This window comes from Thalassotalea profundi, assembly GCF_014653195.1.
GTDB classification, from domain to species: domain Bacteria; phylum Pseudomonadota; class Gammaproteobacteria; order Enterobacterales; family Alteromonadaceae; genus Thalassotalea_B; species Thalassotalea_B profundi.
In genome coordinates this window covers 124,962-147,954 of the sequence record NZ_BNAH01000001.1, presented here as the reverse complement: position 1 = coordinate 147,954, position 22,993 = coordinate 124,962, and the positions used below count along the sequence as shown (strand labels likewise).

Below are 22,993 nucleotides of genomic sequence, written 5' to 3'. Positions count from 1 at the left end.
CTACTGACTCGCTTTAAAATCAGCAATCGACGCTTTTAATATTTTGGCTTTTGCGGTATTTGCAGGCAACGCTTGAGCTAAATCTTCAAATTTCGCAATGTTGTCTGTTGTTAAAATATGTCGCACTTCTTTAGCAACTGTGCGAGAAACATAAAAACTTCCCGTAGTTAAGGTTTGTATCAGCATATTTTCATAGTGCTGCTGTTGCTCTGGATATTCTGCTAATACTTCCATAGCGCTTGCCATTACTTTACTGTCGTAACTATCACTTAACGCAGAAAGCAAAATATTTGCATTATTTTGATTGTTTGGTTGCTGTGCCATCATGTTAATGGCTTGATACTGCACCCGCCCTAAAGGACTACTCAAATATTTTCCAGTCACTTCGGCTAAGGTTTCATCATATTGTTCTTCTTTTTGATGCATCTTTTGCAGGTTTTTTAAGGCATTAACTAACATTGTTTCCTGCTGAAACAGTGATTGTTTAGGATCTTGTTCATTAAAGGGGCATAAGCCATTATTTTCGCAATCTTCAATTTCATCCAGTTGAGCTAATAATTGCTGTCGTTGATGCAAAAATGACGAACTAAGCGATGTTTTAGTTGATGGTGGTGTTTGAGTTTCTTTTTTTGTTTCAGTCGTTTGTCTTGCTGCATTAACACTCGCACTAGCTTGATCACTATTAGGTAAACTTTTCTGCACAGTTAATTCTGCTGAATCTCCCTTAATATCAGCACTCAAATAATAAAAGGCAACTATAAAAAAGAGCACCGTAACGCCTAAGATTACTTTTTTAAGCATGTTTATTTACCACCTTTATTTCTTCCTATATTTACGACCTTTAAGTACCATTTCCAACTAAGAGCCGTTGCCAACAGCATCAATGAAAACCAATGCCAACTGCCGCCACTTTTTAAAGGTGAATTATTATCATCAGGTATGTTCGGTTGCTCGGTGTCGATATCGTTAGGTTCGCTGAACGATACATTATCTAATTCGTTAGACTCTGAAAGCAGTTGCCCTACGTAAATGACTCCCGATTGACCTTGATAAGTTACATGATAGTAAACATCATTACTTGCCCCTTGAACACTAACTTCATCAACTTTTAATGCGCTACCTTTAGCAATTGTTGCAAGCGTATCAGCGTTGTCTTGACTCGATGAAAGCAATGATAAACCATTATCGTATGTTACATACACTGTATCCCCTACCATCGCGATAACTTTGTTGTTTTCATCTAAGTTATTTACATCTCCTTGATACGCCCAATCCTGCCAAGTATCGTAATCGCCAGCAAAAACATATCCAACAGTCGTGTTACTTTTGATTTTGTAATATCTTTCTTGTACAGGCGATAAAGACACCACAACATCTAACACTTGGTATGCCTCACCTACTATACTATTAACATTCGTATCGCTACCTGCGGGAGTTTGACGAATATTAATATCTTTATTAGTGATAATAATATCGCCAACAGTAAAGCTATGTTGTAATTGAGCCAGACAATGGTGACGATCATATATCTTTTTACTATAACGTTGCGTTTGTTGCTCTGATAGTTCTACAGCAGCAGCTACTGTTATACGATTAAACATAGCGCTTAAACATACGGCATCTTGCTCTTGTGACAAACAATGATACTCACCTTGTGCTAACACACAGGTTTCACCCGTTGTTAAGGTTAAAAAGTTGTACCACCACATTTGCTCATCAGTATCTTGGGATTGTTCTGGTGCTTGATAATTAGGTAAACAAAACTCAACACCTTCCATCAAACACTCAACGTCAATACTTGTGGTTAAGGTTTCGTCAGTTATATAAGATTGCCAAGCGGCAGCATTGAATTTATCCAAAAAACCATCATCTTGCCATGCGGGGTTAGCAGACCAACGACAAATTTTGCTAGGCCCACCATTATAAGCAGAATATGCAGATCGCGTTCTTTCTACCCAATTGCTTGTTGAAGAAACACACGAAGCGTTTGCGGCGTTTTGCCATTCAGCATAGAAAATTTCCATGGCATAGATCATATTTTCAAAGATTTGCCAGCCTTTGCCCTCATTAATTTGAGTAAAATGCCAACGATCATCAATTTGCATCATACCATGACCATGACCACTATCCCCTCGCATCATTTTGGTCTTATTATCGACTACTGAACGAAAGTAATGGCTCCAAAACGTTTCTTGATTAGCTACCACTTTTATCGCGTATACCCAAGCGGCTATTTCTTCACTTGAAGCATCAGGTTTACGTACCGATAAATAATATTTTGCAGCAACTTTAATAACAGCATTTAGCTCGTTCATATAACGAACTCTTTCTGTATTAACGCTTTGTTCACTTGCAAAGATTATTTGGCTAAGGTAGTCATCAACAAACTTAGGATCCCCAAAAGGACTAATATCACAATAGGAAGGTGCTGTACCAAAATTCCAAGACGTGTTTTCAGTTGTTTTTGCAGCACATAAGTAAAAGTCTTCAGTGTCATTTGACAAGGCCTGCACCTCGAACTGCACTAAAAAACCTAAAAGGAGAATTAATAATCTATTCATGTCAACAAATCCAAGTGAAAGATAACACCAAAATAACGGCATTATTCAAAAATGTAAAGAATACAAGAATATAATATTCCTTAACGATGGTCTAAATTGCAGAATAATTAATTTTCTTGCTTTTGGTTAACCGGTAACTAACCAGAAAAGTAAAGGGTAAATCAAACAATATGGCAGATTTAAATCAGTTAAAAAAGATAAAATGAAAAAATATCACTTCTAGGGAGTATTTATTACTTAAAAGAGAAAATGGCGGTGACGGAGAGATTCGAACTCTCGAAAGGTTGCCCTTTACACACTTTCCAGGCGTGCTCCTTCAGCCACTCGGACACGTCACCATTGAAATTAAACTACTTATTGTTGGGTTTTAACACATCCATGATGATCGGCACCCAAGCCAAATATCCCTATTTGTCTGCCATTATCTGAAAAGCTGCGCTATGTTAGGGAAGTTAATTAAATTAAGCAACTTAAACTATAGCGTTATAATTTGATTGCTTGATTTTTATTCAATTTTTAATAAATAAGTTACTTTTTAATACCAGCAGAAAAGTCTAACATTCTATTAGTTGATCTAAGTGCGCCTTCACGTAATGACATATCAACAAATACCTCTTTGCCTGTTGTATCTAATAAGGCGTCTTCAATTTCTTTTAAGCCGTTCATTGCCATCCAAGGACAATGAGCACAGCTTTTACAAGTAGCCCCTTCTCCAGCGGTTGGCGCTTCAAAAAACTCTTTATCAGGACACAGCTGTTGCATTTTGTAGAAAATACCTCTATCGGTTGCAACAATAAATTTTTTATTTGGTAATTGCTGAACAGCTTTGATTAATTGACTTGTAGACCCAACTGAGTCGGCTAAGTTAATGACATCAATTGGTGACTCTGGATGAACCAGTATTGCAGCATCTGGGTGTAACGCTTTCATATCGGTCAATGCTTTAGTTTTAAACTCGTCATGTACGATACAAGCGCCCTGCCACATGATCATATCAGCATCAGTTTGCTTTTTAATATAGTTACCTAAATGTTTATCAGGTCCCCATAATATTTTCTCACCTTGTGAATCTAAATAATCAACTATTTCAAGCGCGCAAGATGAAGTTACTATCCAATCAGCTCTAGCCTTAACAGCTGTTGATGTATTAGCATAAACTACGACTGTTCGATCAGGGTGCTGATCACAAAACTCATTAAACTCTTTAATTGGACAACCTAAATCTAAAGAACATGTTGCTTCAAGAGTTGGCATGATGACCGTTTTTTCAGGCGTTAATACTTTTGCTGTTTCTCCCATGAAACGCACACCGGCTACGACAAGCATTTTTGCTGGGTGCTGGTTACCAAAACGCGCCATTTCGAGTGAATCAGCGACACAACCTCCTGTTTCTTCTGCTAATGCTTGAATTTCAGGATCAGTATAATAGTGAGCAACTAATACAGCATCTTTTTCAATTAATAATTGTTTAATACGATCTTTGTATGCTTGTTTTTCATGCGCAGATAATGGTGCTGGTTTGGCAGGAAATTTGAAATCGAATTCAACAGCTAAATTGGTTTGAGACATTTACAACTCTAATGACTTGGTTTTCAAAAGAGTTAAATTATACGCGAAAGTTGCCCTAATGTGTATATAGGATATTATCTGTTTTTGAAAGTTAGATGAAAATAATATGAAATAATCTCTAATTACGCTTTCGAGTTAAAAAGAAGTGGAAATAAAGGTGGTCGGTCGTGAAGGATTTGAACCTTCGACAAATTGGTTAAAAGCCAACTGCTCTACCAACTGAGCTAACGACCGATAATGATTGAATAATAAATTTAACCGTTTAAATGTCTAGTGATTAGTCATTTATTCCATTTTCCATCCCAGACAGGGAAAGATAAGTGGTCGGTCGTGAAGGATTTGAACCTTCGACAAATTGGTTAAAAGCCAACTGCTCTACCAACTGAGCTAACGACCGATTAAATTTATCAATAAATAAGAATAAGTTTCTTCACACTTCCTAAACAACATAAATGAAAAGAAAGTGGTCGGTCGTGAAGGATTTGAACCTTCGACAAATTGGNAAAGTGGTCGGTCGTGAAGGATTTGAACCTTCGACAAATTGGTTAAAAGCCAACTGCTCTACCAACTGAGCTAACGACCGATATTTATGCGCGTTGTCCGTCTCGGTCAACGCGCCGCATATAATACTTATATATTTTCTCAGTGCAACAACAAATTAAATTTTTTTTAATAAATCACGTGTGTTTGCACAAAAAGACAGCACATAGGGTAAGTTATAAACTACTTAATTGCAGCTAATCGAGGTTGAGCAAGTTTTGCAGCACTTGAGTCTGGATACTCATTCAACAATTGACGATACAGTTGTGCAGCTTTAGCAGCATTATTTTGCTTTTCTTCAACCATTCCTAATTTCAGCAGTGCATCACTGCGTTTAGCTGATTGACTAAACTGGTTTACGACAACTTCAAACTCTATTTTTGCTTGAGATAACTCACCTTTATTAAATAAAAGTTGTCCAAGCCAATAATGAGCATTAGGTGCGTAAGTTGAATTAGGAAAACGTTGATTAAATGCTTTAAATTCCGGTATGGCTTGATCATAGTCTTTATCTTTTAACACCAGATTAACGGCATGATCATAAGCATCATTTTCTGTTAGATTATTACTGTAATTCACACTTTCAGTGTTAGTGGCAATAGTTAGATTAGAAGAAACGTTATTAGCGGGCTTTAATGCCTGACTAACACGGCGATCAAGCTCTTGATAGAGTTCTCTCTGCCTTTCTAATATTTGCGATAATTGATGTGTGTGTAATTCAGTAATACCACGCAATTCATTTACTTCATTTTGTAACTCGTCTAATTGACGTTGTACGTTAACTTGCGCTCGATTACGGGCGTCAAGTTTACGTTCTAATTCAGTTAGTCGTTCTGAGGTAGAATATGAATTGGATAGTTTGCTATTACTTATATCAATAACTGGAGCGGGTTCAGCCGCTATTGCCCCTAAGGCAATAGCAACAGAAAATACGCCTAATAAAACTTTAGAGAGTTTCATTTAACGCCCTAATTAATATACTAAAACTGCACGACGGTTTTTAGCGAAAGCACTTTCGCTACGATCTTTAACCATAGGCTTCTCTTCACCGTAGCTCACAATGCTAATTTGTGATGATGAAACGCCCATATTTTCTAAGTAAGTCACTACCGATTTAGCTCTACGCTCACCTAAAGCAATGTTATAGTCAGGTGTACCACGCTCATCGGCATGACCTTCAACTAATACAGAAACATTAGTGTTTTCATTAAGGAATTTGGCATGAGCATCTAAAACTGCTGAGTACTCACCGCTAACACTTGATTTATCAAAACCAAAATAAACGATATGCTCAGAGCGCAATCTCTCAAGTTCTTGACGCTTTTGCTCTTCAATTTCTGCAGCACGTTGTGCAGCAGCAACTTGCACATTATCTTGCTCACTCATACTTGATTGAGTTTGTGCATTAGTATCGATCTGACTTTGTTCATCAGTATCTGAATTTGAACTACAGGCTGCTAATGTCATCATTGGTAGCGCAATAGCAAGAGCTTTCATTGTTTTATTCAAGCGCATTGTGTTTTTCCTTATTGTTTCTACAATTTTTAAATCTTAATATTATTATAAAAATGGTGACCACGCAGGCCCTTTTACTTGCCCATTAAGTGCAGGTAAACGAGCTTTAAATCGACCATCGACCGAAACTAAACTCAGTACTTGGCGTTTATTATGCAAAGTACTATAAATTATCATACCGCCATTAGGCGCTATACTTGGTGATTCATCTAAGTGTGTATTCGTTAATACTTGAAATACTCCTGAATCTAACTCAAGCTTTGCTAGATGATACTTCCCTCTTGTACGATTTACCATCACAAGTTCACGCCCATCAGGTGTTAATGACCCACCCAAGTTCATTTCTCCGTCAAAAGTAAGGCGTCTTTTTTTACCATCAATTAAATTTACGCGATATAGCTGTGCTTTTCCACCCCGTTCTGAAGTAAATATCAATGATTTACCATCAGGTGACCAACTTGGCTCCGTATCTATAGCACGATTTCGCGTAATTCTACGTAACTTTTTGGTAGCAACATCCATCACATATAATTCGGAATTACCATCCTTAGACAATACCATAGCTAATTTTTTGCCATCTGGCGACCATTTGGGTGCACTATTTATCCCATTAAATGAACTGACCATCGTACGCTTTCCAGTATATATATCAATAATATATATCTGGGCTTGCTGATTCTCAAAAGTTACATAAGCTAATTTGTCGCCATTAGGGTGCCAATTCGGTGACATTAATGGTTCTTTAGAACTTAATAAAACATGTTCGTTATAACCATCATAATCAGCAATAACAAGTTGATATGGATAGTTGCCTGAATCTCTTACTATTATGTAAGCAATTTTTGTTAAGAAAGCACCACGTGTACCTGTTAACTTTTCATAAACAACATCACTTATTTGATGAGCATAACGACGAAATTGCGTTGTACTAATTTGTACACTGCTTTCATGATAAATATGATCAGATGTATTCACTAACTTACCGCTACTTAACATTTGTGTTTGACCACCGGTAATTTGACCACGAATTACATCAATTAATTGATACGATACTTGATAACGGCCTATTGATACTTCTTTAACTTTACCAATTAATATAGCTTCTACACCTGTGGACGCCCACGCGGCATAATCGACTTGGCTATCATGGCTTGGTGTTTGAGGAAAGCGTATCGGGTTAATAGGATTAAATTTTCCACTTCGAAGTAAATCATCACTAATCGTTTTAGAAAGAGATTCAGGCATAGAGCCTGGACCTGTCCATTCAAATGGGACAATGGCAATAGGTCTGGCGCTATCAATCCCCTCTGTGATCACAATTTCTAACGTTGCCATAGCATGTGTGGCGATGAAACTTAAAAGGATTGCTACAAAAATTCTAACTTTAATCATACGAAATATAATCTTCTCTTTTTAAACACTTAAATGTTAAAACTCAGGTACTACCGTTAAGCTAATAGTACGCATTTCATTAAATACTTCAGGATTTTTTGATACAGGTAAAGTACCTGCTTTATACACAGCTGCTTTAGCTGCGTCACATACTACTCTATTGCCCTGACCAACCACAACATTAGTTACAAAACCCGAAGGAGCTAAACTAATCGTTAACTTACAAGATCGCCCTGCCATTGTCGCTTTATCTGTGATTAAGTTACGCTGAATTGTTTGACTTATCAATGCAGTGTAACGCCCAATTTCAGTTAAGACTTGTTGGCGACGCGCTTGATTTCTACTTTCCATCTCTTCAGCTAACTGTTGTTCAAGTAACCGCTCTTGAGCGGCTTTTTCTTTAGCTTCTTGTAATTTTTTCTTGCGCGCAATTTCTTTCTTTTTAGCCTCTTCAGCTTTGCGCTTTTCTTCTTTTAATTTTTTTGCCTTTGCTGCCGCGGCTTTTTCATCTGCAGCTTTTTTATCTGCAATTTTTTTCTTACGTGCTTTTTCTGCAGCAACCGCTTTAGCTTTTTCATCAGCTATTTTCTTTTTACGCGCTTTTTCATCACGTATCTTTTTTTCTTTGGCTTTTCTTGCGGCTTCTATTTTATCACGCTGGCGTTTTTTTTCTGCCGCTTCAGCTTGCTTAATTTTATTAATTTGATTGTCTATAACTTTCTTTTCAACCGCCACAGCTGTAATGGGTTGCATAGGTACAACCATGGGTGTTGCTTTGGGAGTCGGAGAAGAAAAGTCACCAATAAGTAAAACTAATAACACAACAATATGTAATGTAATACTTAATGATAGCGGTGACATTTTTTTAAACTTAAACAATTATTTCTCCGGAGAATCTGTCATTAAACCCACAGAAGGCACGCCCGCTTGCCTTTGTAATACCACCATTAATTGAATAACTGCATCGTACGATACGGCACCATCGCCATTAACAACAACCGGTGTATCAGGGGCTTTAGCTAAGTGTGCTTTTACCACTGCCGCTACTTCATCTGCTGACATTGGTTCATTTTTACTTGCTCCAACGGCAAGAAAATATTCCCCTTTGGCATTAACAGATGCAACTAATGGTGGTTTGCTGTCTTTACTTAAAGGCTCAGCATCTGCTTTAGGTAATTCAACTTTAACCCCTTGAGTGATCAATGGTGCAGTTACCATAAAAATAATTAAAAGTACCAACATAACATCGATATAAGGTACAACATTTATTTCAGCCACTTTTTTTCGTCTAACTCGAGTGTACATAAAAGCCCTTGTTTATCGTTATTTGTTTTGTTGTTCGCCAGCCGTTTGTCTTTGTAAAATACTTGAAAACTCTTCCATAAAGTTACCATAGCTATTCTCAAGTTTTTCAACGCGATGACTAAAACGGTTAAATGCGATTACCGCTGGAATTGCAGCAAATAGTCCCATAGCTGTAGCAATTAAGGCTTCAGCAATACCAGGTGCTACCATAGCTAAAGTTGCTTGTTCAACAGCCCCTAATGCAATAAAAGAGTTCATGATCCCCCAAACAGTACCAAATAAACCAATATAAGGACTAATTGAGCCCACAGTTGCCATTAAAGGTAAATGTGTTTCTAATTCATCAACTTCTCTTGACAAAGCAACGCGCATCGCACGATGGGTGCCATCCATTACTGCCTGCGGTGAACTAATATTACTTTTTCTGATGCGTGCAAACTCTTTGAAGCCTGATACAAATAAACTCTCAATGCCATAAATATGTGAACGCGCACTAATTTCGCTATAAAGCTTACTTAAGTCAGCTCCACTCCAGAACTTATCTTCAAAGGTTTTTAATTGATTAATCGCTTGAGTGATAACTTTACGACGTTGAATGATAACCGCCCAACTCGCTATAGAAAAACCCAAGAGTGTAAGCATTACTAATTTAACTAATAAACTTGCTTGTAAAAATAAATCAAAGAATGAAATTTCAGCTGACACGTTTTAACGCTCCTAATATTATTTCAGGTATGGCACAGGGTTTAGCTAAAGCTAAGTTAACACAAGCTATACGAACCTTAGCGGTGCATAATAAGCCTTGCGATTCAGTGGAGATCTGTTGCTCAAAAACCAAACTTGCGCCTTTTAATTGGCAGATTTTTGAAGTAACAATAAGTAAATCATCCAGTTTTGCAGAAGCTAAATTGTCCATTTCAATTTTTCTGACCACAAAACCTATATTTTGTTCTAAAAATTCTGATTGATTTATCCCACACTTCCTAAGGTATTCAGTGCGAGCTCGCTCGAAAAACTTAAGATAGTTTGCATAATAAACAATACCACCAGCATCTGTATCTTCGTAATAGACTCGCAGTTGGTGGGTATCAGTGTATTCTAACATTGGCATCAAAATAGATTAGTAAATATATTATTAAAGAACTAGGTAATAGTAATAGAATTGATGACGGTCTAACAAGTGTTAATCTCTTAAGATTGTAAGAAAATACAAACAAATAAAATTAATACGTAAAAAATGAAAAAACATCAGACAACAAAACCCAAACAACATTAGTTTTTCTAATGCGAAACACATAATTTATTTCAATTGTCTAAAGTAAATACTCTAAGTAGAATACTCATACTTTCTGAGCTAGCGCAATAAACTAACTACTCCCCAACAGTTACTTTATTAGCCAGAATAGTTTGAGTAAATTTTTTTATTCTCTCTGACATGTTTTCTGGAAATTATATTCCTTCTATCAACTTATTACTAAGTTGGCCCGCAGTCATACTGCGGGCTTTTTTTTGTCTGAATTTTGTTACAATAACGTCAAAAGTTATACTAGAAAGTAGCAAATAACTCTACTCGTTGATTGGGTTATCAATTCCAAAATGTAGGTAGGCTTTATCTGTCACAATACGTCCCCTTGGGGTGCGTTGTAAAAAACCTTGTTGAATTAAGAAAGGTTCAAGCACATCTTCAATAGTTTCTCTTTCCTCGCCAATGGCCGCTGCAACATTATCTAAACCAACAGGTCCCCCCATAAATTTTTCGATAATTGCCGATAATAATTTACGATCCATAATATCGAACCCTTCTTTATCAACCTCAAGCATACCTAAAGCATCAGCTGCAGTATTTTGGTTAACAACACCTGCTGTTTTTACATCGGCAAAATCTCTTACTCGTCTTAATAAACGATTAGCTATTCTGGGGGTTCCTCTTGAGCGTTTAGCTATTTCGAATGCTCCTTCATTATCAATAGTTAAATTCAAAAAATGTGCTGAGCGATTAACAATATCGGTGAGATCTTTACTGTTATAAAATTCTAAACGTTGCACTATACCAAAACGATCACGAAGCGGTGAAGTTAACGCACCCGCGCGTGTTGTCGCGCCAATGAGTGTGAAAGGTGGTAAATCTAGTTTAATAGATCGCGCTGCAGGCCCTTCGCCAATCATTAAATCCAGTTGGTAGTCTTCCATAGCAGGATAAAGTATTTCCTCAACGACAGGACTTAGTCGATGTATTTCATCAATAAAAAGCACATCATTTTCTTCTAAGTTCGTTAATAATGCGGCTAAGTCGCCAGCTTTTTCTAATACGGGGCCTGATGTGGTTCGAATATTAACGCCCATTTCATTGGCTACAATGTTCGCTAATGTAGTTTTACCTAGCCCCGGAGGGCCAAAAACTAATAGGTGATCTAAAGGTTCGTTTCGTAGTTTCGCCGCCTGAATGAATATTTCCATTTGCGACTTCACATGATCTTGCCCAGTGTAGTCAGCTAACATTTTAGGACGAATAGCACGATCAACACTCTCATCTTCAATGGTTGCTACTGGTTGGATCAAACGATCAGCTTCTATCATAATTACGACTAAACCTTATTAAAATTTTTAAACTAAGTAAATTAATGCCTTACATTAAAGCATTGATTTAAGAGCATCACGGATCAGGTCTTCACTTGTCATACCCGCTTGGAAGATTGCTTTAATCGCTTTATCAGCTTGTGATTGATTGTAGCCTAAAGAAATTAAAGCGTTAATAGCATCTCCTTTAACGTTATTCATCACTATAGGTTGCGAGTTGGCCGCAGATGAATTAAGAGTAAATGTAGCGCTGCTTTCATCAGTGTGCCAATCTTTAATTCTATCTCGCATTTCAATCAACAGTCGTTCAGCTGTTTTTTTACCTACGCCTGGAATTTTAACGATTGTGGTTAAATCGTCATGTATAACACAACTAACAAATTGCTCTGCTGACATTCCAGATAAAATAGCTAATGCGAGTTTAGGACCTACGCCGTTGACTTTAATCAATAAGCGAAACAGTTTACGTTCAGTTTTATTAGCAAAGCCATACAGTAATTGAGCATCTTCTCTAACAACAAAGTGCGTATAAATAACCGCTTCTTGATTAAGCTCGGGTAATGCATAAATACTAGTCATTGGCATAGTAACTTCGTAACCTATGCCATTGCATTCAATTAATATTTCTGGGGCTATTTTTTCTATCAACAATCCGCGTAAACGACCAATCAAAACAATTTACTCTTCACTAAATATTGGGCTTAAGATAGCACTAGATAAATATACAGTAAAGTAGATTTTATTCTCTATTATCTTAACCGCCCTCGTACCGTTTTTTTCACTTGCCCAGACATTTTCAGCAATGAATCATAACTATGACCATGACAAAGCGCGACCGCCAGCGCATCTGCGGCATCAGCTTGAGGTGAAACGGGTAATTTTAGAATGGTTTTAACCATATGCTGTACTTGTGCTTTATCTGCGCCACCTGTACCAACAACTGATTGTTTAATTTGTCGTGCTGAATACTCAGCGATAGTTAGTCCATTACTCGTTGCAGCGACAATTGCTGCCCCTCGTGCTTGTCCTAGCTTTAAAGCGCCGCCAGGATTTACTCCCATAAAAACTTGCTCTATTGCAAACATATCAGGATTAAATTGCAGAATAATTTCTGAGACACCAGCAAAAATAGTTTGCAGGCGTCCAGCTAAGTCATCTCCCGAGGCTATCGCTTTGATACAACCACTACCAAGATATGTAAATTTGCGTCCTTGTTGCTCTATTACCCCGTAACCGGTTAAGCGTGAGCCGGGATCTATGCCTAAAATAATACTCAAACTGATCCTTAACTTTTATATAAAAATCGAGTGTTCATCCATACATCCTGATATCGTCACTCTTTTGCATCCATGCAACCGTGACATACCATACATCCTGATATCATATCGTCACTCCTTTGCATCCATGCAACCGTGACATACCATACATCCTGATATCGTCACTCTTTTGCATCCATGCAACCGTGACATACCATACATCCTGTATATAAAAAAGCAGTTAAAGCATACACTTTAACTGCATTATATTCATTTAGATTTTAGCTAAAGTTAGTTAATCTGCTTTTATCTCTTTAGCGATTGTTTGTATACCTAGCTCGGTTAATTGCACTGGGTTAGCCTTTCCTGGCGCATTAGTTAAAGGACAGGCTGCAGTGGTTGTTTTCGGGAAAGCCATAACATCACGAATAGATGTTGCTCCGGTCATTAGCATGACTAAACGGTCTAAACCAAAGGCTAAACCAGCATGAGGTGGCGCACCATATTGTAATGCTTCAAGTAAGAAGCCAAACTTTTCTTGGGCTTCTTCATCACTAATACCCAAAATTCTAAATACCGCTGCTTGCATGTCTTGATTATGAATACGCACAGAACCACCGCCTAATTCACAGCCGTTTAACACCATGTCATAAGCATCAGATAATGCTCCAACAGGGTTTGCTTCAAGCTCTTGTGCCGTTAAATTTGTTGGTGCTGTAAACGGATGATGAATTGCATGCATTTGGCCATCAACTTCTTCAAACATTGGAAAATCAACCACCCATAACGGTTTCCATTCGCCTTGAAGAAGATCTAAATCTTCACCTAATTTAAGACGTAAGGCACCTAATGACTCAGTTACTACGTTGTACGTATCTGAGCCAAAGAAAATAATATCACCGGTTTTTGCGTTAACGCGATCTAGTAAAGTATTCACAGACTCTTCAGTTAAAAACTTTAAAATAGGTGATTGCAAGCCATCAAGGCCCGCATCTCGATCATTTACTTTTAACCATGGCATGCCTTTAGCACCGTAAATACCCACAAACTTTGTTAAATCGTCAATGTTTTTACGTGAAAACTTCGTCGCGCCATCAGGTACACAAATAACAGAAACACGCCCTTTAGGGTCGTTAGCTGGACCAGAGAATACTTTAAATTCAACGTCTTTTAAAATATCAGCCACATCAGTAATTTCTAATGGGTTACGTAAGTCAGGTTTGTCTGAACCAAAACGTGTCATAGCTTCACTATATGGCATACGCGGAAATTCGCCTAAATCTACATTTAATAGTTTTAAGAAAAGTTCACGGATCATTTTTTCAGTCACTTGCATCACTTGATCAGATGACATGAAAGAGGTTTCAATATCAATTTGTGTAAATTCAGGTTGGCGATCAGCACGTAAATCTTCGTCACGAAAACATTTTACAATTTGATAGTAGCGTTCCATACCTGACATCATCAGTAATTGTTTAAATAACTGAGGTGATTGCGGTAAAGCAAAGAAACTACCTTTATGTGTTCTACTTGGCACTAAATAATCACGCGCACCTTCTGGCGTAGCTGCCGTTAAAATAGGGGTTTCTATATCCAAAAAACCTTGAGACTCTAAGGATTCGCGCACAGCTGACGTTACTTTTGCACGAAAACGTAAACGTTCGGTCATTTCTGGACGACGTAAATCTAAATAGCGATACTTTAAACGTTGTTCTTCAGAATTGGTTTGATTACTATCAAGTGGTAAAGGCGCTGATTTATTTAAAATAACAAGGTCTAAGCCAAGTACTTCAATAGCACCAGTTTTCATGTCTTTATTAATTTGCCCTTCTGGACGCGCTCTAACTTTACCTTTAACCTGCACACAAAATTCATTACGCAAAGTATTAGCTTTAGCGATAACGTCAGGTAAATCAGGGTCATAAACTACTTGAACTATACCTTCACGGTCACGTAAATCTAAAAAGATCACGGCACCTAAGTCGCGGCGGCGATTAACCCAGCCACATAATGTAATTTCTTGACCTACATGAGATTCGTTGACCTCACCACAATAAACCGTACGCATACTATTTTGCCCTGCCTGATAAACTACTAGCGTTCGAAACTAACGACCTATTTACCGTTATTTCTATTAACATAAAAAATGCTGCACATTATATAGTAAACACTAAGATTGTCACCTAAGTAATTACCGTACTGTAAGATTTGTAGCCACTTAATGATGAAATTTATCTCTAAGGTTCATCATTGGTCACATAAAAATACAGGAACATTTAATCCTGTGATTATTTCAGTTAAAATAGCGCCAATTTACGCTAGCGATGTATTACTGTATTCATGCCAGACACTGATTTAATATTTTCTAAAAAACACGACCAACTTAAAGATTTTACTTTTGACCGACAAGTTGTTGAAGTATTTCCTGATATGATTTCTCGATCAGTGCCAGGATACAACACAATAATTGATACTATTGGCCGTCTTAGTCAACGCTATGTTACTGATAATTCTTCAGTTTATGATTTAGGTTGTTCATTGGGTGCGGCGACTTCTGCAATGCGTAAGGCAATATTAGCTGATAATTGTAAAATTATTGGGATTGATAACTCCCCTGCAATGGTTGAACGTTGTAAAATTCACGTCAATGCCTTTAAAGGCAAAACGCCTGTTGAAATAATTGAAGCCAATATTTTAGATGTCGAAATAACCAATGCTTCGATGGTGGTGATTAACTTTACCATGCAGTTTATTGAGCCTGAGTTACGCGCCCAATTAATTAATAAAATAGCTCAAGGATTACAACCCGGCGGCTTATTATTATTGTCAGAAAAAATAACCCATCCTGATCAAGTTTGCGATCAACTTCTCATTGATTTACACCACGATTTTAAACGTGCGAATGGCTATAGTGACTTAGAAATAGCACAAAAACGCACGGCACTTGAAAATGTGATGAAACCCGATAGTTTAGACATACATATCGATCGCCTATCTACTGCAGGTTTTAACCATATTGCACCTTGGTTTCAGTGCTTTAACTTTTTCTCATTGGTGGCAATTAAATGATCTCTTACAACCGCTTTTATCAAAAAATTGCACAAAGTCGACTTTCTCATTGGTTAAACACCTTACCAGCACAACTCACCTTATGGCAAAAAGAGAACTTACATGGTGAGTTTGCACAGTGGCAAAAAACTTTGGAAGCACTTCCTAAAACAACAGTAAGCACTATTGATTTAAGCAGCCAAGTTAAAGCCGGAGAGCGAGACGATATTAACGACGGTGAATTTAAGCGTATTGAAAACTTGCTAAAAAAATTCAAACCTTGGCGAAAAGGTCCATATCACATTCATGGTTTACACATAGATACAGAATGGCGCTCAGACTTTAAGTGGGATCGTTTAAAAAATCATATTAGTCCTCTACAAGACAGATACGTATTAGATATAGGCTGTGGTAGCGGTTATCACTTATGGCGTATGCGCGGTGAACAAGCTAAATTTGTAGTTGGCATAGATCCAACACAGCTGTTTCTTATGCAATTTAATGCAATTCAACACTTTATTAATGACGATTGCGTAAATTTACTCCCTTTAGGAGTAGAAGACTTACCTGAGTTAAAAGCCTTTGATACGGTATTTGCCATGGGAGTGCTATACCACCGCCGTTCACCAATCGATTTTCTCTATCAACTTAAAGCGCAACTGGCAAAAGGCGGCGAATTAGTATTAGAAACATTAATCGTTGATGGAGATATTAATACCGTACTTGTGCCAGGTGAACGTTACGCTAAAATGCGCAACGTATGGTTTTTACCCAGTTGTGATGCTATGTGTGCCTGGCTTGAACGCGTAGGTTTTAAAAATATTCGAGTTGTTAACACCGATATTACGGCCCTTGACGAACAACGTAAAACACAATGGATTGATACTGAGTCTTTGCAAGACTTTCTTGACCCTAATGACAATACAAAAACTATAGAGGGCTATCCAGCCCCTAAACGCGCTATTTTCATTGCGAATATCTAAAAGTAAACAGACAACTAAAGGTACTTATCTAAAATTAACTGATACGTACCGTTTTCTCTCATTTTTTTGATATTTTCATCGAATATATCTCGCATTTCTTTGCCTCTAAACCCAGCGGAGTAAGGTCTTTCACTGAAGATATAGTGAACCTTAAATGGTTTAGTTAAATCACTATTAGCGTGAGACTTAAGATACGCCTTAAATATATTGATATCTAAAACAATAACATCCGAGCGATGTAAAAATAATGATTCTATTTGTTTATCTTGCTCTGGCACTTCACGATAGTTCATAAAGCTTGTTGCTGCTTCGTTATATTCATCACCTAAATACTTTCTTGCATTTTGAAAAGCAATAATGCTTTTTCCCGCTAAATCGCTAATATTATCGATAGAAAAATCATTTTCTAACAGACTCACCGCAATATTTTGATAATAAATATAAGGTTGGCTAACATAAAGATCTGCAAAATCAGCATCTTCTGGCAAGGTAAGTATGCCATCAGCATTGAACTGCTGAAAGCCAGTAACCCCACGTCCGAAAGGGATATGAAGAAAAGAAATGGAAAAACCTGAGCTTTTAAATGCTGTTCTAATTAAATCTAATTGAATACCTTTACTCCCCTCTTCAATCACATAAGGGGGTTTATTTAAGCCGGTAACAATTGTCTTGTTAATTAATGGAGAGGTTTCACTCGCGAAAATAGAAATACTTAACAATGAAAACGCAACAATTACACTCTTACAAATTACTTGCAAACTTTAAAGCCTCTACGCATGCTAGCGCTAGATAATAAAAAAAAAATTCGGTATGGTTAAGATCTATTTTCTTAGTATTGTTAACAAAACCGCTACTATATATTTACCATTTTAGCAGTTATTAACGCTTGTGCTAAGCAATGTTTAACACTTTAGGGAATTTATGTCAGATATTTGGTTTGAACGTCAATTAACACACGTCGCACAACGTAAAAATGATCATCGTAGCCCTTTTCAACGAGACCGTGCTCGTATACTTCATTCAGCAGCATTTAGACGATTACAATCGAAAACTCAAGTTATGGGAAGCGGGCAAAGTGACTTTTATCGTACACGATTAACACATTCCTTAGAGGCCTCACAAATCGGTTCAGGTATTAGTGCGCAATTGCGTATGAAACATCCTGAACTAAGCAAAATATTATTTCCTAATGAAGATAGCTTAATAGAATCATTATGTTTAGCCCATGATATTGGTCACCCTCCCTTCGGCCATGGCGGCGAAGTCGCGTTACACTTTATGATGCGAGATCATGGCGGTTTTGAAGGCAACGGACAAACCTTGCGCATAGTTTCTAACTTGGAACCTTTTAGTGAAAATAACGGGATGAATTTAGCTCGAAGGACCTTATTAGGGTTAATCAAGTACCCACAAACTCTTGAGCAATTAACATCAGAGCAAGCACCAACAATTCCAGCAACATTCAGGCAGTTAAAAGCAAGTGATTGGCACCCTCCTAAAGGTGTTTACCAAGACGATATTGATACATTAAATTGGATTTTATCTCCTTTAAGCCATAGTGATAAAAGCTTGTTTCAACAAATTAATGTCAGACAAAATGCCCATAGCAAAACTATTTACAAATCCCTTGATTGCTCAATAATGGAATTAGCTGATGATATAGCTTATGGCATTCATGATTTAGAAGATGCTATTGTTACTGGTGTTGTTAGGCGTGAAGATTTTGAACAACAAGTCATTAACAAACTTCAAAAAATAGACGATAGCTGGCTACAACAATTAAGTAAGCCATTAACCGAGCAATTATTTAGTCACAAAACCTACCAACAAAAAGAAGCTATTGGCGGTTTAGTTAATTATTTAATAACAGCCATTACATTAGTTGATTTAAATGAAAACTCTCCTATTCAATTTGAAGAACCGCTATTACGCTACAATGCTAAACACCCTAAAACTGCCCAACAGGCACTACAAATATTTAAAGATTTTGTTTATGACTTTGTGATAAAACGTACTGAAATTCAACATCATGAATATCGTGGTCAACAAATAGTCATGGAATTATTTGAAGCCCTTGCTTCAGATCCTTTGCGTTTATTACCCAAAAATGCCCAGCAACGATATACCTATGCCGTAGAAAATAATTTAAATAGCTACCGCGTCATTGCTGATTATGTTTCGGGTATGACTGACGACTTTGCAACGAACCTTTACCAAAGCTTATTTGTGCCAAGTAATTCACGTAGCCATCACGATTTACATTTATAGTCATTAAACTATAGCGAATAAACAATAGAGATTTTTGAAAATTTATGCTCGATATATATGCAAGGAAAACACCTGAACCTATTAACCGGAGACTTTAAATAAACTCTATTCACCTCAATGTTAAGTGCTAGTGGGGCCCTAAATAGTTTGCTTTGTAAAGCTAAACAACGACATTGAAATATACGACTAACTTCAAGCTAAACGTAATAAAAACAATTAAATAGACAAATGTATTTACCATCGTATAATCCTGATAAAAATAAACCATCATGTAATAAGGAAATTTCATGAATAAAATACTAGTTATCCTCTCTTTACTCTTTTCAGTACCAACATTTTCTGTTGAACTGCCAATAAAGCTTACAGGTACAATTGATATTTCAGTTATAAACGGAACTATTGATGCTAACTTTCAGCTCGACAATATTCCAAAACTAAAAAATTATCTTATATTTCTTAACTCTGGTTTTAATATCCAATACTTTAGAAATCAGAAAGACACTGCCAACTATCCCTTTGATAAAACTTACAACACCAATTATTCATATGAAAGTTTTGGCTATTACCTTCCTGATAATACAGTAAAAGGTAAATTTCTACCTTCAACTATGCAGTTTAAATACACTGGAAAATTTCCTGTAATTAATAATATGAACAAAGCAAGCGAAAGTGGTGACTGGAAAGGTAATATTGCTTTTAACGGAAAAACAATTCGTACTGATGGCTTCCAAACGGCTTGGTATCCAATTTTATATGATATTGAGCTAGATAAGCGCTATGACGAAGTCACATATAACATTGAAGTTACTTGCCTAGATTGTAAATCAATTTATGTTAATGGTAGTAAACCCATTTCAGCCTCTCACGGAATATTTAAAAGAGATAACCCTGTTTCCCTTATTTTATTTGCAGGTGACTATAATATTGGTCAACAAAACGGAAGCTACTATTTGAACTCTGGTTTGTCGGCAAATCAAATGTCGGAGTTAGGGAAGATAACCTCCTCATATGAGCAATATTATCAGGAAAAACTATCCTTACCTTACGGTGAAAGTGTTGTGTATATTCATACAACACCTATATCTAAGAAAAACTCTTGGCTGTTTGTTTCATATCCTGCAATTGTTACAATAAACCATGATGAAGGTGGCTTAAGTAATTTATTTGATGAAAGTGAATCAAGCTGGTTTAAACCTTTTATTGCTCATGAATTAGCACATTACTATTTTGGTACTTATAGAGACTTTAACTCTGAACTTGGTGATATGTTTTCAGAATCATTTGCAGAATACCTTTCTTTAAAGTTAACAAAAAAATTAATTAATGAAAAAGTTTACTTAGAAACCATAAATAAAAAACTAAGTAATTTAGAAGACAAAAACTTTGTCGCAATTAAAGATATTAAAAATAAATCTGATTACGGGAACAGAAATCGTTATGTATACACTTATGCTCCTATTGTTTGGTTAGCCATTGAAAAGGAAATAGGTGAGGAAAATATGTGGTTATGGATCAATAAAATGCTTACTGTTGAAACAGAATTCACCGATTATAAATTTATGATAAAAACATTAACTGAAGTGTTGAACAATGATGCAAAATTAGCCTTCTTAGTTGAAAATTATTTTGCAAATAAAGACGCAATAAATCAAGCTAAAATCCTACTTAAATAAACAAGGAGCAACACTTAAACCATGCTTGATATATATGCCGGTGAAAACGCTTTAAAAACAATTAAAGAACAAGGTTTTAAACAAGAACTATTCACCTCAATGTTAGGCGCTAGTGGTGGCCCGAAGTGGTTTCCTTTGTAAGCTAAACACCGACATTGTTTAAAAGAATTTTTTGAATTGTAAAATTCTCCCTATCTTCTTTAAAATCATTAAGATAATATAAGTAATTGGAGGAGGTCATTGTGGATCCTCTTTGAGGGTGAATCTAATAAATAATATAAGTGAAAGTTTATATTTGCGTGAAAACGTAGACCCATTTACTGGGTGTTAAAGTATCTAATTACTTACCTCCTCCTTTTTTAATGGATTAAATATGTCAAAATTATCAGATAAAATATGGTTCACTCGAAAGGCTAGAATTCAGGCTTCTGAAAGATTGCTAATGAACAATCAACACGCACAGTTCACACTTATCCTATATTCATTAGTTAATGTTGCACTTTCAATTTATATGTTGAAAGAATCAAATCCCGTTGGAAAAAATTCTGATATCACATTAACAATCATCTCTGTTTGCATATTAGTTTTATCACTTTTTATATCAAATATCGATTTCAAAGGGCGAGCTGAAAAATTAAAGAAAAATTACCTGAGCTTGCACGAATTGTATGAAAAATCTGAACTACCTAATGCTGATGAATCACAAATTAATAGTGAATATATAAAGCTGTTATCGGACTCTGAAAATCATAAAACAATTGACGATAAATTTTTTAGGGTGACAAACTATAAATCTCTATCTTCTAGAAAACCAACTATTCCTGATTTTATCGAGGTGATTTTTTATACTTTTATAAGAAAGTTACTCATAATTTCTATCTACACAGCCCCATTTGCTTTACTGATATTTAACAAATGAGCGCATACCTTAAATTTAATAAACTTTTCAAAGTTTCATCACTTAAAAAAACTTATGAAAACAATGTTCAAAATAGCTTAGCTGTTGGTCTTGATAAAACAACTAGAACAACTTTCGAGAACAATATAGATAATGAACTCTTAATAATAAATAGAAAGGTCAACAATGGCAGTTATGCTTTTACGCCCTATAAGCAAAAACTAATATCTAAGGGTGCAAATAGTCTTCCAAGAGCAATATCGATACCTACATATAGAGATAGGGTTACATTAAGGGGAGTTTGTGACTTGTTATTTCACGTTTTTTCTGAGGAACTAGAAGTTAATATCCCGCAGGTAAAAATAGAGTATATAAAATCGAATATTATAAAGCCTGAATTTGATACATTTATAAAACTAGATATCACAAATTTTTATCCTAGTATTGATCACTCTGCATTAGAAAAAACCTTAAGAAAAAGAATTAGAAAACCTGAAATCATCCAACTAATTTTAAAGTCGATTAGAAATTCAACCGTATCAAAAGCTGTTAACGGTGAACGTAAAGTCAACTTGGTTGGTATACCGCAAGGGCTTGCAAATTCTAATGTTCTTGGTGAAATATATTTATCTGCAATAGATCAGAAGTACTCTAATCGAACAAACATATTTTATACTCGCTACGTGGATGACATTTTAATTTTTTGCTCTGATGATGATACTGATGATATTTCAAAAGAATTAGTCGAAGACATTGAAGCTCTATCTTTGAACATCCATCCTCTCGATGAGGAAAACTCTAAATCATATACTGGTGTATTAACAGAACCATTTGATTATCTAGGGTACTACTTTAAAAATAGAGCGGCGTCATTAAGAACTTCTAATAGACAAAGGTTTGAGGCTTCAATTGCTAATATATTTACTAATTTCAAATATAAATACAATTCAGCTAAGACTGACACTAATAGAGAAAGAGCGTTAGAGATTTTAAGGTGGAGACTAAACCTTAAAATAACTGGCTGTATCTATGAGAACAAAAAACGTGGTTGGATATTCTATTTTTCACAAATTGACGATAAACAAATATTATTTAAAATTGATTCATCGATAAAAAATATGGTTAAGAGGTTCAAACTAGAGGGAAAGGTTAAGCCTAAAACATTAATAAAATCTTTTCACGAATCTAAGAAGTCCGATAAAGAATCACATAAATATATTATTAATTTTGATTCTTTTGATACAAACCAGAAACGAAAGGTTTTAGAAATTTATCTTGGTACTGGTAAGCTTGACGGGAAAAAAGACTCTGAGGTTGAAAGGCTGTTTAATTATCGAATACGCAAAGTAATCGAGGAGTTAGAAGAAGATATCCAGAATTTGTCTTAAAACCCTAAAGAAAAATAATT

Annotated in this window: 21 protein-coding genes, 4 tRNA genes and 1 pseudogene; 7 read left to right on the top strand and 19 right to left on the bottom strand. The window is 36.1% G+C overall.

The annotated features are described in order from the left end of the window. From IE155_RS00705 to aspS, 18 genes are all read right to left on the bottom strand, one after another. Entirely contained in the window at positions 1 to 801 is an 801-nt protein-coding gene (locus tag IE155_RS00705; RefSeq protein ID WP_189376170.1) for a hypothetical protein, read from the bottom strand. Between the two features lie 2 nt (positions 802 to 803). Then, positions 804 to 2,561 (bottom strand): lysozyme family protein, encoded by a 1,758-nt coding sequence (locus tag IE155_RS00700; RefSeq protein WP_189376169.1) that lies wholly within the window; start codon positions 2,559 to 2,561, stop codon positions 804 to 806. Between the two features lie 250 nt (positions 2,562 to 2,811). Continuing rightward, positions 2,812 to 2,899, bottom strand: a tRNA-Ser gene (locus tag IE155_RS00695). Positions 2,900 to 3,089: 190 nt separating this feature from the next. Then, positions 3,090 to 4,130, bottom strand: coding sequence for a quinolinate synthase NadA (nadA, locus tag IE155_RS00690; protein ID WP_189376168.1), 1,041 nt, complete (start codon positions 4,128 to 4,130; stop codon positions 3,090 to 3,092). Between the two features lie 158 nt (positions 4,131 to 4,288). Next, positions 4,289 to 4,364 (bottom strand) — tRNA-Lys (locus IE155_RS00685). 87 nt (positions 4,365 to 4,451) lie between these two features. After that, positions 4,452 to 4,527: transfer RNA gene (locus IE155_RS00680), tRNA-Lys, on the bottom strand. Positions 4,528 to 4,637: 110 nt separating this feature from the next. After that, a tRNA-Lys gene (locus IE155_RS00675) sits at positions 4,638 to 4,713 on the bottom strand. A gap of 140 nt (positions 4,714 to 4,853) precedes the next feature. Beyond that, on the bottom strand, positions 4,854 to 5,630 hold the full coding sequence (ybgF, locus tag IE155_RS00670) for a tol-pal system protein YbgF (RefSeq protein WP_189376167.1): 777 nt from the start codon (positions 5,628 to 5,630) through the stop codon (positions 4,854 to 4,856). A 12-nt stretch (positions 5,631 to 5,642) separates the two neighbouring features. Beyond that, positions 5,643 to 6,185: a peptidoglycan-associated lipoprotein Pal gene (pal, locus tag IE155_RS00665; protein WP_189376166.1), complete on the bottom strand. Its 543-nt coding sequence runs from the start codon at positions 6,183 to 6,185 to the stop codon at positions 5,643 to 5,645. Between the two features lie 45 nt (positions 6,186 to 6,230). After that, entirely contained in the window at positions 6,231 to 7,577 is a 1,347-nt protein-coding gene (gene tolB, locus IE155_RS00660; protein WP_189376165.1) for a Tol-Pal system beta propeller repeat protein TolB, read from the bottom strand. Positions 7,578 to 7,613: 36 nt separating this feature from the next. Further along, positions 7,614 to 8,456, bottom strand: coding sequence for a cell envelope integrity protein TolA (gene tolA / locus IE155_RS00655; RefSeq protein ID WP_229816915.1), 843 nt, complete (start codon positions 8,454 to 8,456; stop codon positions 7,614 to 7,616). Beyond that, complete coding sequence (gene tolR / locus IE155_RS00650; RefSeq protein ID WP_189376163.1) at positions 8,457 to 8,882, bottom strand: protein TolR; 426 nt, start codon at positions 8,880 to 8,882, stop codon at positions 8,457 to 8,459. Positions 8,883 to 8,900: 18 nt separating this feature from the next. Next, positions 8,901 to 9,587, bottom strand: a complete 687-nt coding sequence (tolQ, locus tag IE155_RS00645) for a protein TolQ (protein ID WP_189376162.1) — start codon at positions 9,585 to 9,587, stop codon at positions 8,901 to 8,903. After that, positions 9,577 to 9,987 carry a tol-pal system-associated acyl-CoA thioesterase gene (ybgC, locus tag IE155_RS00640; RefSeq protein ID WP_189376161.1) on the bottom strand — a complete coding sequence of 137 codons (411 nt, stop codon included), beginning with the start codon at positions 9,985 to 9,987 and terminating at the stop codon, positions 9,577 to 9,579. Before ybgC ends, tolQ begins: the two co-directional genes overlap by 11 nt. Positions 9,988 to 10,448: 461 nt before the next feature. Further along, on the bottom strand, positions 10,449 to 11,459 hold the full coding sequence (gene ruvB, locus IE155_RS00635) for a Holliday junction branch migration DNA helicase RuvB (protein ID WP_189376160.1): 1,011 nt from the start codon (positions 11,457 to 11,459) through the stop codon (positions 10,449 to 10,451). A 54-nt stretch (positions 11,460 to 11,513) separates the two neighbouring features. Next, positions 11,514 to 12,131: a Holliday junction branch migration protein RuvA gene (gene ruvA, locus IE155_RS00630; protein ID WP_189376159.1), complete on the bottom strand. Its 618-nt coding sequence runs from the start codon at positions 12,129 to 12,131 to the stop codon at positions 11,514 to 11,516. A 77-nt stretch (positions 12,132 to 12,208) separates the two neighbouring features. After that, positions 12,209 to 12,736 (bottom strand): crossover junction endodeoxyribonuclease RuvC, encoded by a 528-nt coding sequence (ruvC, locus tag IE155_RS00625; protein ID WP_189376158.1) that lies wholly within the window; start codon positions 12,734 to 12,736, stop codon positions 12,209 to 12,211. Positions 12,737 to 13,010: 274 nt separating this feature from the next. Beyond that, positions 13,011 to 14,783, bottom strand: coding sequence for an aspartate--tRNA ligase (gene aspS / locus IE155_RS00620; protein ID WP_189376157.1), 1,773 nt, complete (start codon positions 14,781 to 14,783; stop codon positions 13,011 to 13,013). Positions 14,784 to 15,055: 272 nt separating this feature from the next. Between aspS and cmoA the strand changes: the two genes are divergently transcribed. Together cmoA and cmoB are read left to right on the top strand one after the other, a co-directional pair. Further along, positions 15,056 to 15,784, top strand: coding sequence for a carboxy-S-adenosyl-L-methionine synthase CmoA (cmoA, locus tag IE155_RS00615; RefSeq protein WP_189376156.1), 729 nt, complete (start codon positions 15,056 to 15,058; stop codon positions 15,782 to 15,784). Then, positions 15,781 to 16,746: a tRNA 5-methoxyuridine(34)/uridine 5-oxyacetic acid(34) synthase CmoB gene (cmoB, locus tag IE155_RS00610; protein ID WP_189376155.1), complete on the top strand. Its 966-nt coding sequence runs from the start codon at positions 15,781 to 15,783 to the stop codon at positions 16,744 to 16,746. The genes cmoA and cmoB overlap by 4 nt, the downstream gene beginning before the upstream one ends. 14 nt (positions 16,747 to 16,760) lie before the next feature. Here the strand turns inward: cmoB and IE155_RS00605 are convergent, their stop codons facing one another. Next, the gene (locus tag IE155_RS00605) at positions 16,761 to 17,504 is read right to left on the bottom strand and encodes a substrate-binding periplasmic protein (protein WP_189376154.1); all 744 of its coding nucleotides are present in this window, start codon (positions 17,502 to 17,504) and stop codon (positions 16,761 to 16,763) included. 163 nt (positions 17,505 to 17,667) lie between these two features. Here IE155_RS00605 and IE155_RS00600 point away from each other — a divergent pair, with 163 nt between their 5' ends. The 5 genes and pseudogenes from IE155_RS00600 to IE155_RS00580 all read left to right on the top strand — a co-directional run bounded on the left by IE155_RS00600 (position 17,668) and on the right by IE155_RS00580 (position 22,973). After that, positions 17,668 to 19,014, top strand: a complete 1,347-nt coding sequence (locus IE155_RS00600) for an anti-phage deoxyguanosine triphosphatase (RefSeq protein ID WP_189376153.1) — start codon at positions 17,668 to 17,670, stop codon at positions 19,012 to 19,014. Between the two features lie 287 nt (positions 19,015 to 19,301). After that, a complete protein-coding gene (locus IE155_RS00595; protein ID WP_189376152.1) occupies positions 19,302 to 20,687 on the top strand; it encodes a gluzincin family metallopeptidase in 1,386 nt (461 codons plus the stop codon). 21 nt (positions 20,688 to 20,708) lie between these two features. Then, positions 20,709 to 20,825: pseudogene (locus IE155_RS00590) on the top strand (patatin-like phospholipase family protein); the annotation flags it as partial. Positions 20,826 to 21,060: 235 nt separating this feature from the next. Continuing rightward, entirely contained in the window at positions 21,061 to 21,606 is a 546-nt protein-coding gene (locus IE155_RS00585) for an SLATT domain-containing protein (RefSeq protein WP_189376151.1), read from the top strand. Further along, positions 21,603 to 22,973, top strand: coding sequence for a reverse transcriptase domain-containing protein (locus IE155_RS00580; RefSeq protein ID WP_189376150.1), 1,371 nt, complete (start codon positions 21,603 to 21,605; stop codon positions 22,971 to 22,973). Before IE155_RS00585 ends, IE155_RS00580 begins: the two co-directional genes overlap by 4 nt. The last annotated feature ends 20 nt before the right edge of the window (positions 22,974 to 22,993 follow it).

What these genes read in the sequence shown, in the direction of transcription:
- IE155_RS00700 (WP_189376169.1), bottom strand. Translation starts at nt 2,561, where the DNA reads ATGAATAGATTATTAATTCTCCTTTTAGGTTTTTTAGTGCAGTTCGAG.
- ybgC (WP_189376161.1), bottom strand. Translation starts at nt 9,987, where the DNA reads ATGTTAGAATACACTGATACCCACCAACTGCGAGTCTATTACGAAGAT.
- aspS (WP_189376157.1), bottom strand. Translation starts at nt 14,783, where the DNA reads ATGCGTACGGTTTATTGTGGTGAGGTCAACGAATCTCATGTAGGTCAA.
- ruvB (WP_189376160.1), bottom strand. Translation starts at nt 11,459, where the DNA reads ATGATAGAAGCTGATCGTTTGATCCAACCAGTAGCAACCATTGAAGAT.
- cmoA (WP_189376156.1), top strand. Translation starts at nt 15,056, where the DNA reads ATGCCAGACACTGATTTAATATTTTCTAAAAAACACGACCAACTTAAA.
- nadA (WP_189376168.1), bottom strand. Translation starts at nt 4,130, where the DNA reads ATGTCTCAAACCAATTTAGCTGTTGAATTCGATTTCAAATTTCCTGCC.
- tolB (WP_189376165.1), bottom strand. Translation starts at nt 7,577, where the DNA reads ATGATTAAAGTTAGAATTTTTGTAGCAATCCTTTTAAGTTTCATCGCC.
- tolR (WP_189376163.1), bottom strand. Translation starts at nt 8,882, where the DNA reads ATGTACACTCGAGTTAGACGAAAAAAAGTGGCTGAAATAAATGTTGTA.
- cmoB (WP_189376155.1), top strand. Translation starts at nt 15,781, where the DNA reads ATGATCTCTTACAACCGCTTTTATCAAAAAATTGCACAAAGTCGACTT.
- IE155_RS00595 (WP_189376152.1), top strand. Translation starts at nt 19,302, where the DNA reads ATGAATAAAATACTAGTTATCCTCTCTTTACTCTTTTCAGTACCAACA.
- pal (WP_189376166.1), bottom strand. Translation starts at nt 6,185, where the DNA reads ATGCGCTTGAATAAAACAATGAAAGCTCTTGCTATTGCGCTACCAATG.
- IE155_RS00585 (WP_189376151.1), top strand. Translation starts at nt 21,061, where the DNA reads ATGTCAAAATTATCAGATAAAATATGGTTCACTCGAAAGGCTAGAATT.
- IE155_RS00705 (WP_189376170.1), bottom strand. Translation starts at nt 801, where the DNA reads ATGCTTAAAAAAGTAATCTTAGGCGTTACGGTGCTCTTTTTTATAGTT.
- IE155_RS00600 (WP_189376153.1), top strand. Translation starts at nt 17,668, where the DNA reads ATGTCAGATATTTGGTTTGAACGTCAATTAACACACGTCGCACAACGT.
- IE155_RS00580 (WP_189376150.1), top strand. Translation starts at nt 21,603, where the DNA reads ATGAGCGCATACCTTAAATTTAATAAACTTTTCAAAGTTTCATCACTT.
- ybgF (WP_189376167.1), bottom strand. Translation starts at nt 5,630, where the DNA reads ATGAAACTCTCTAAAGTTTTATTAGGCGTATTTTCTGTTGCTATTGCC.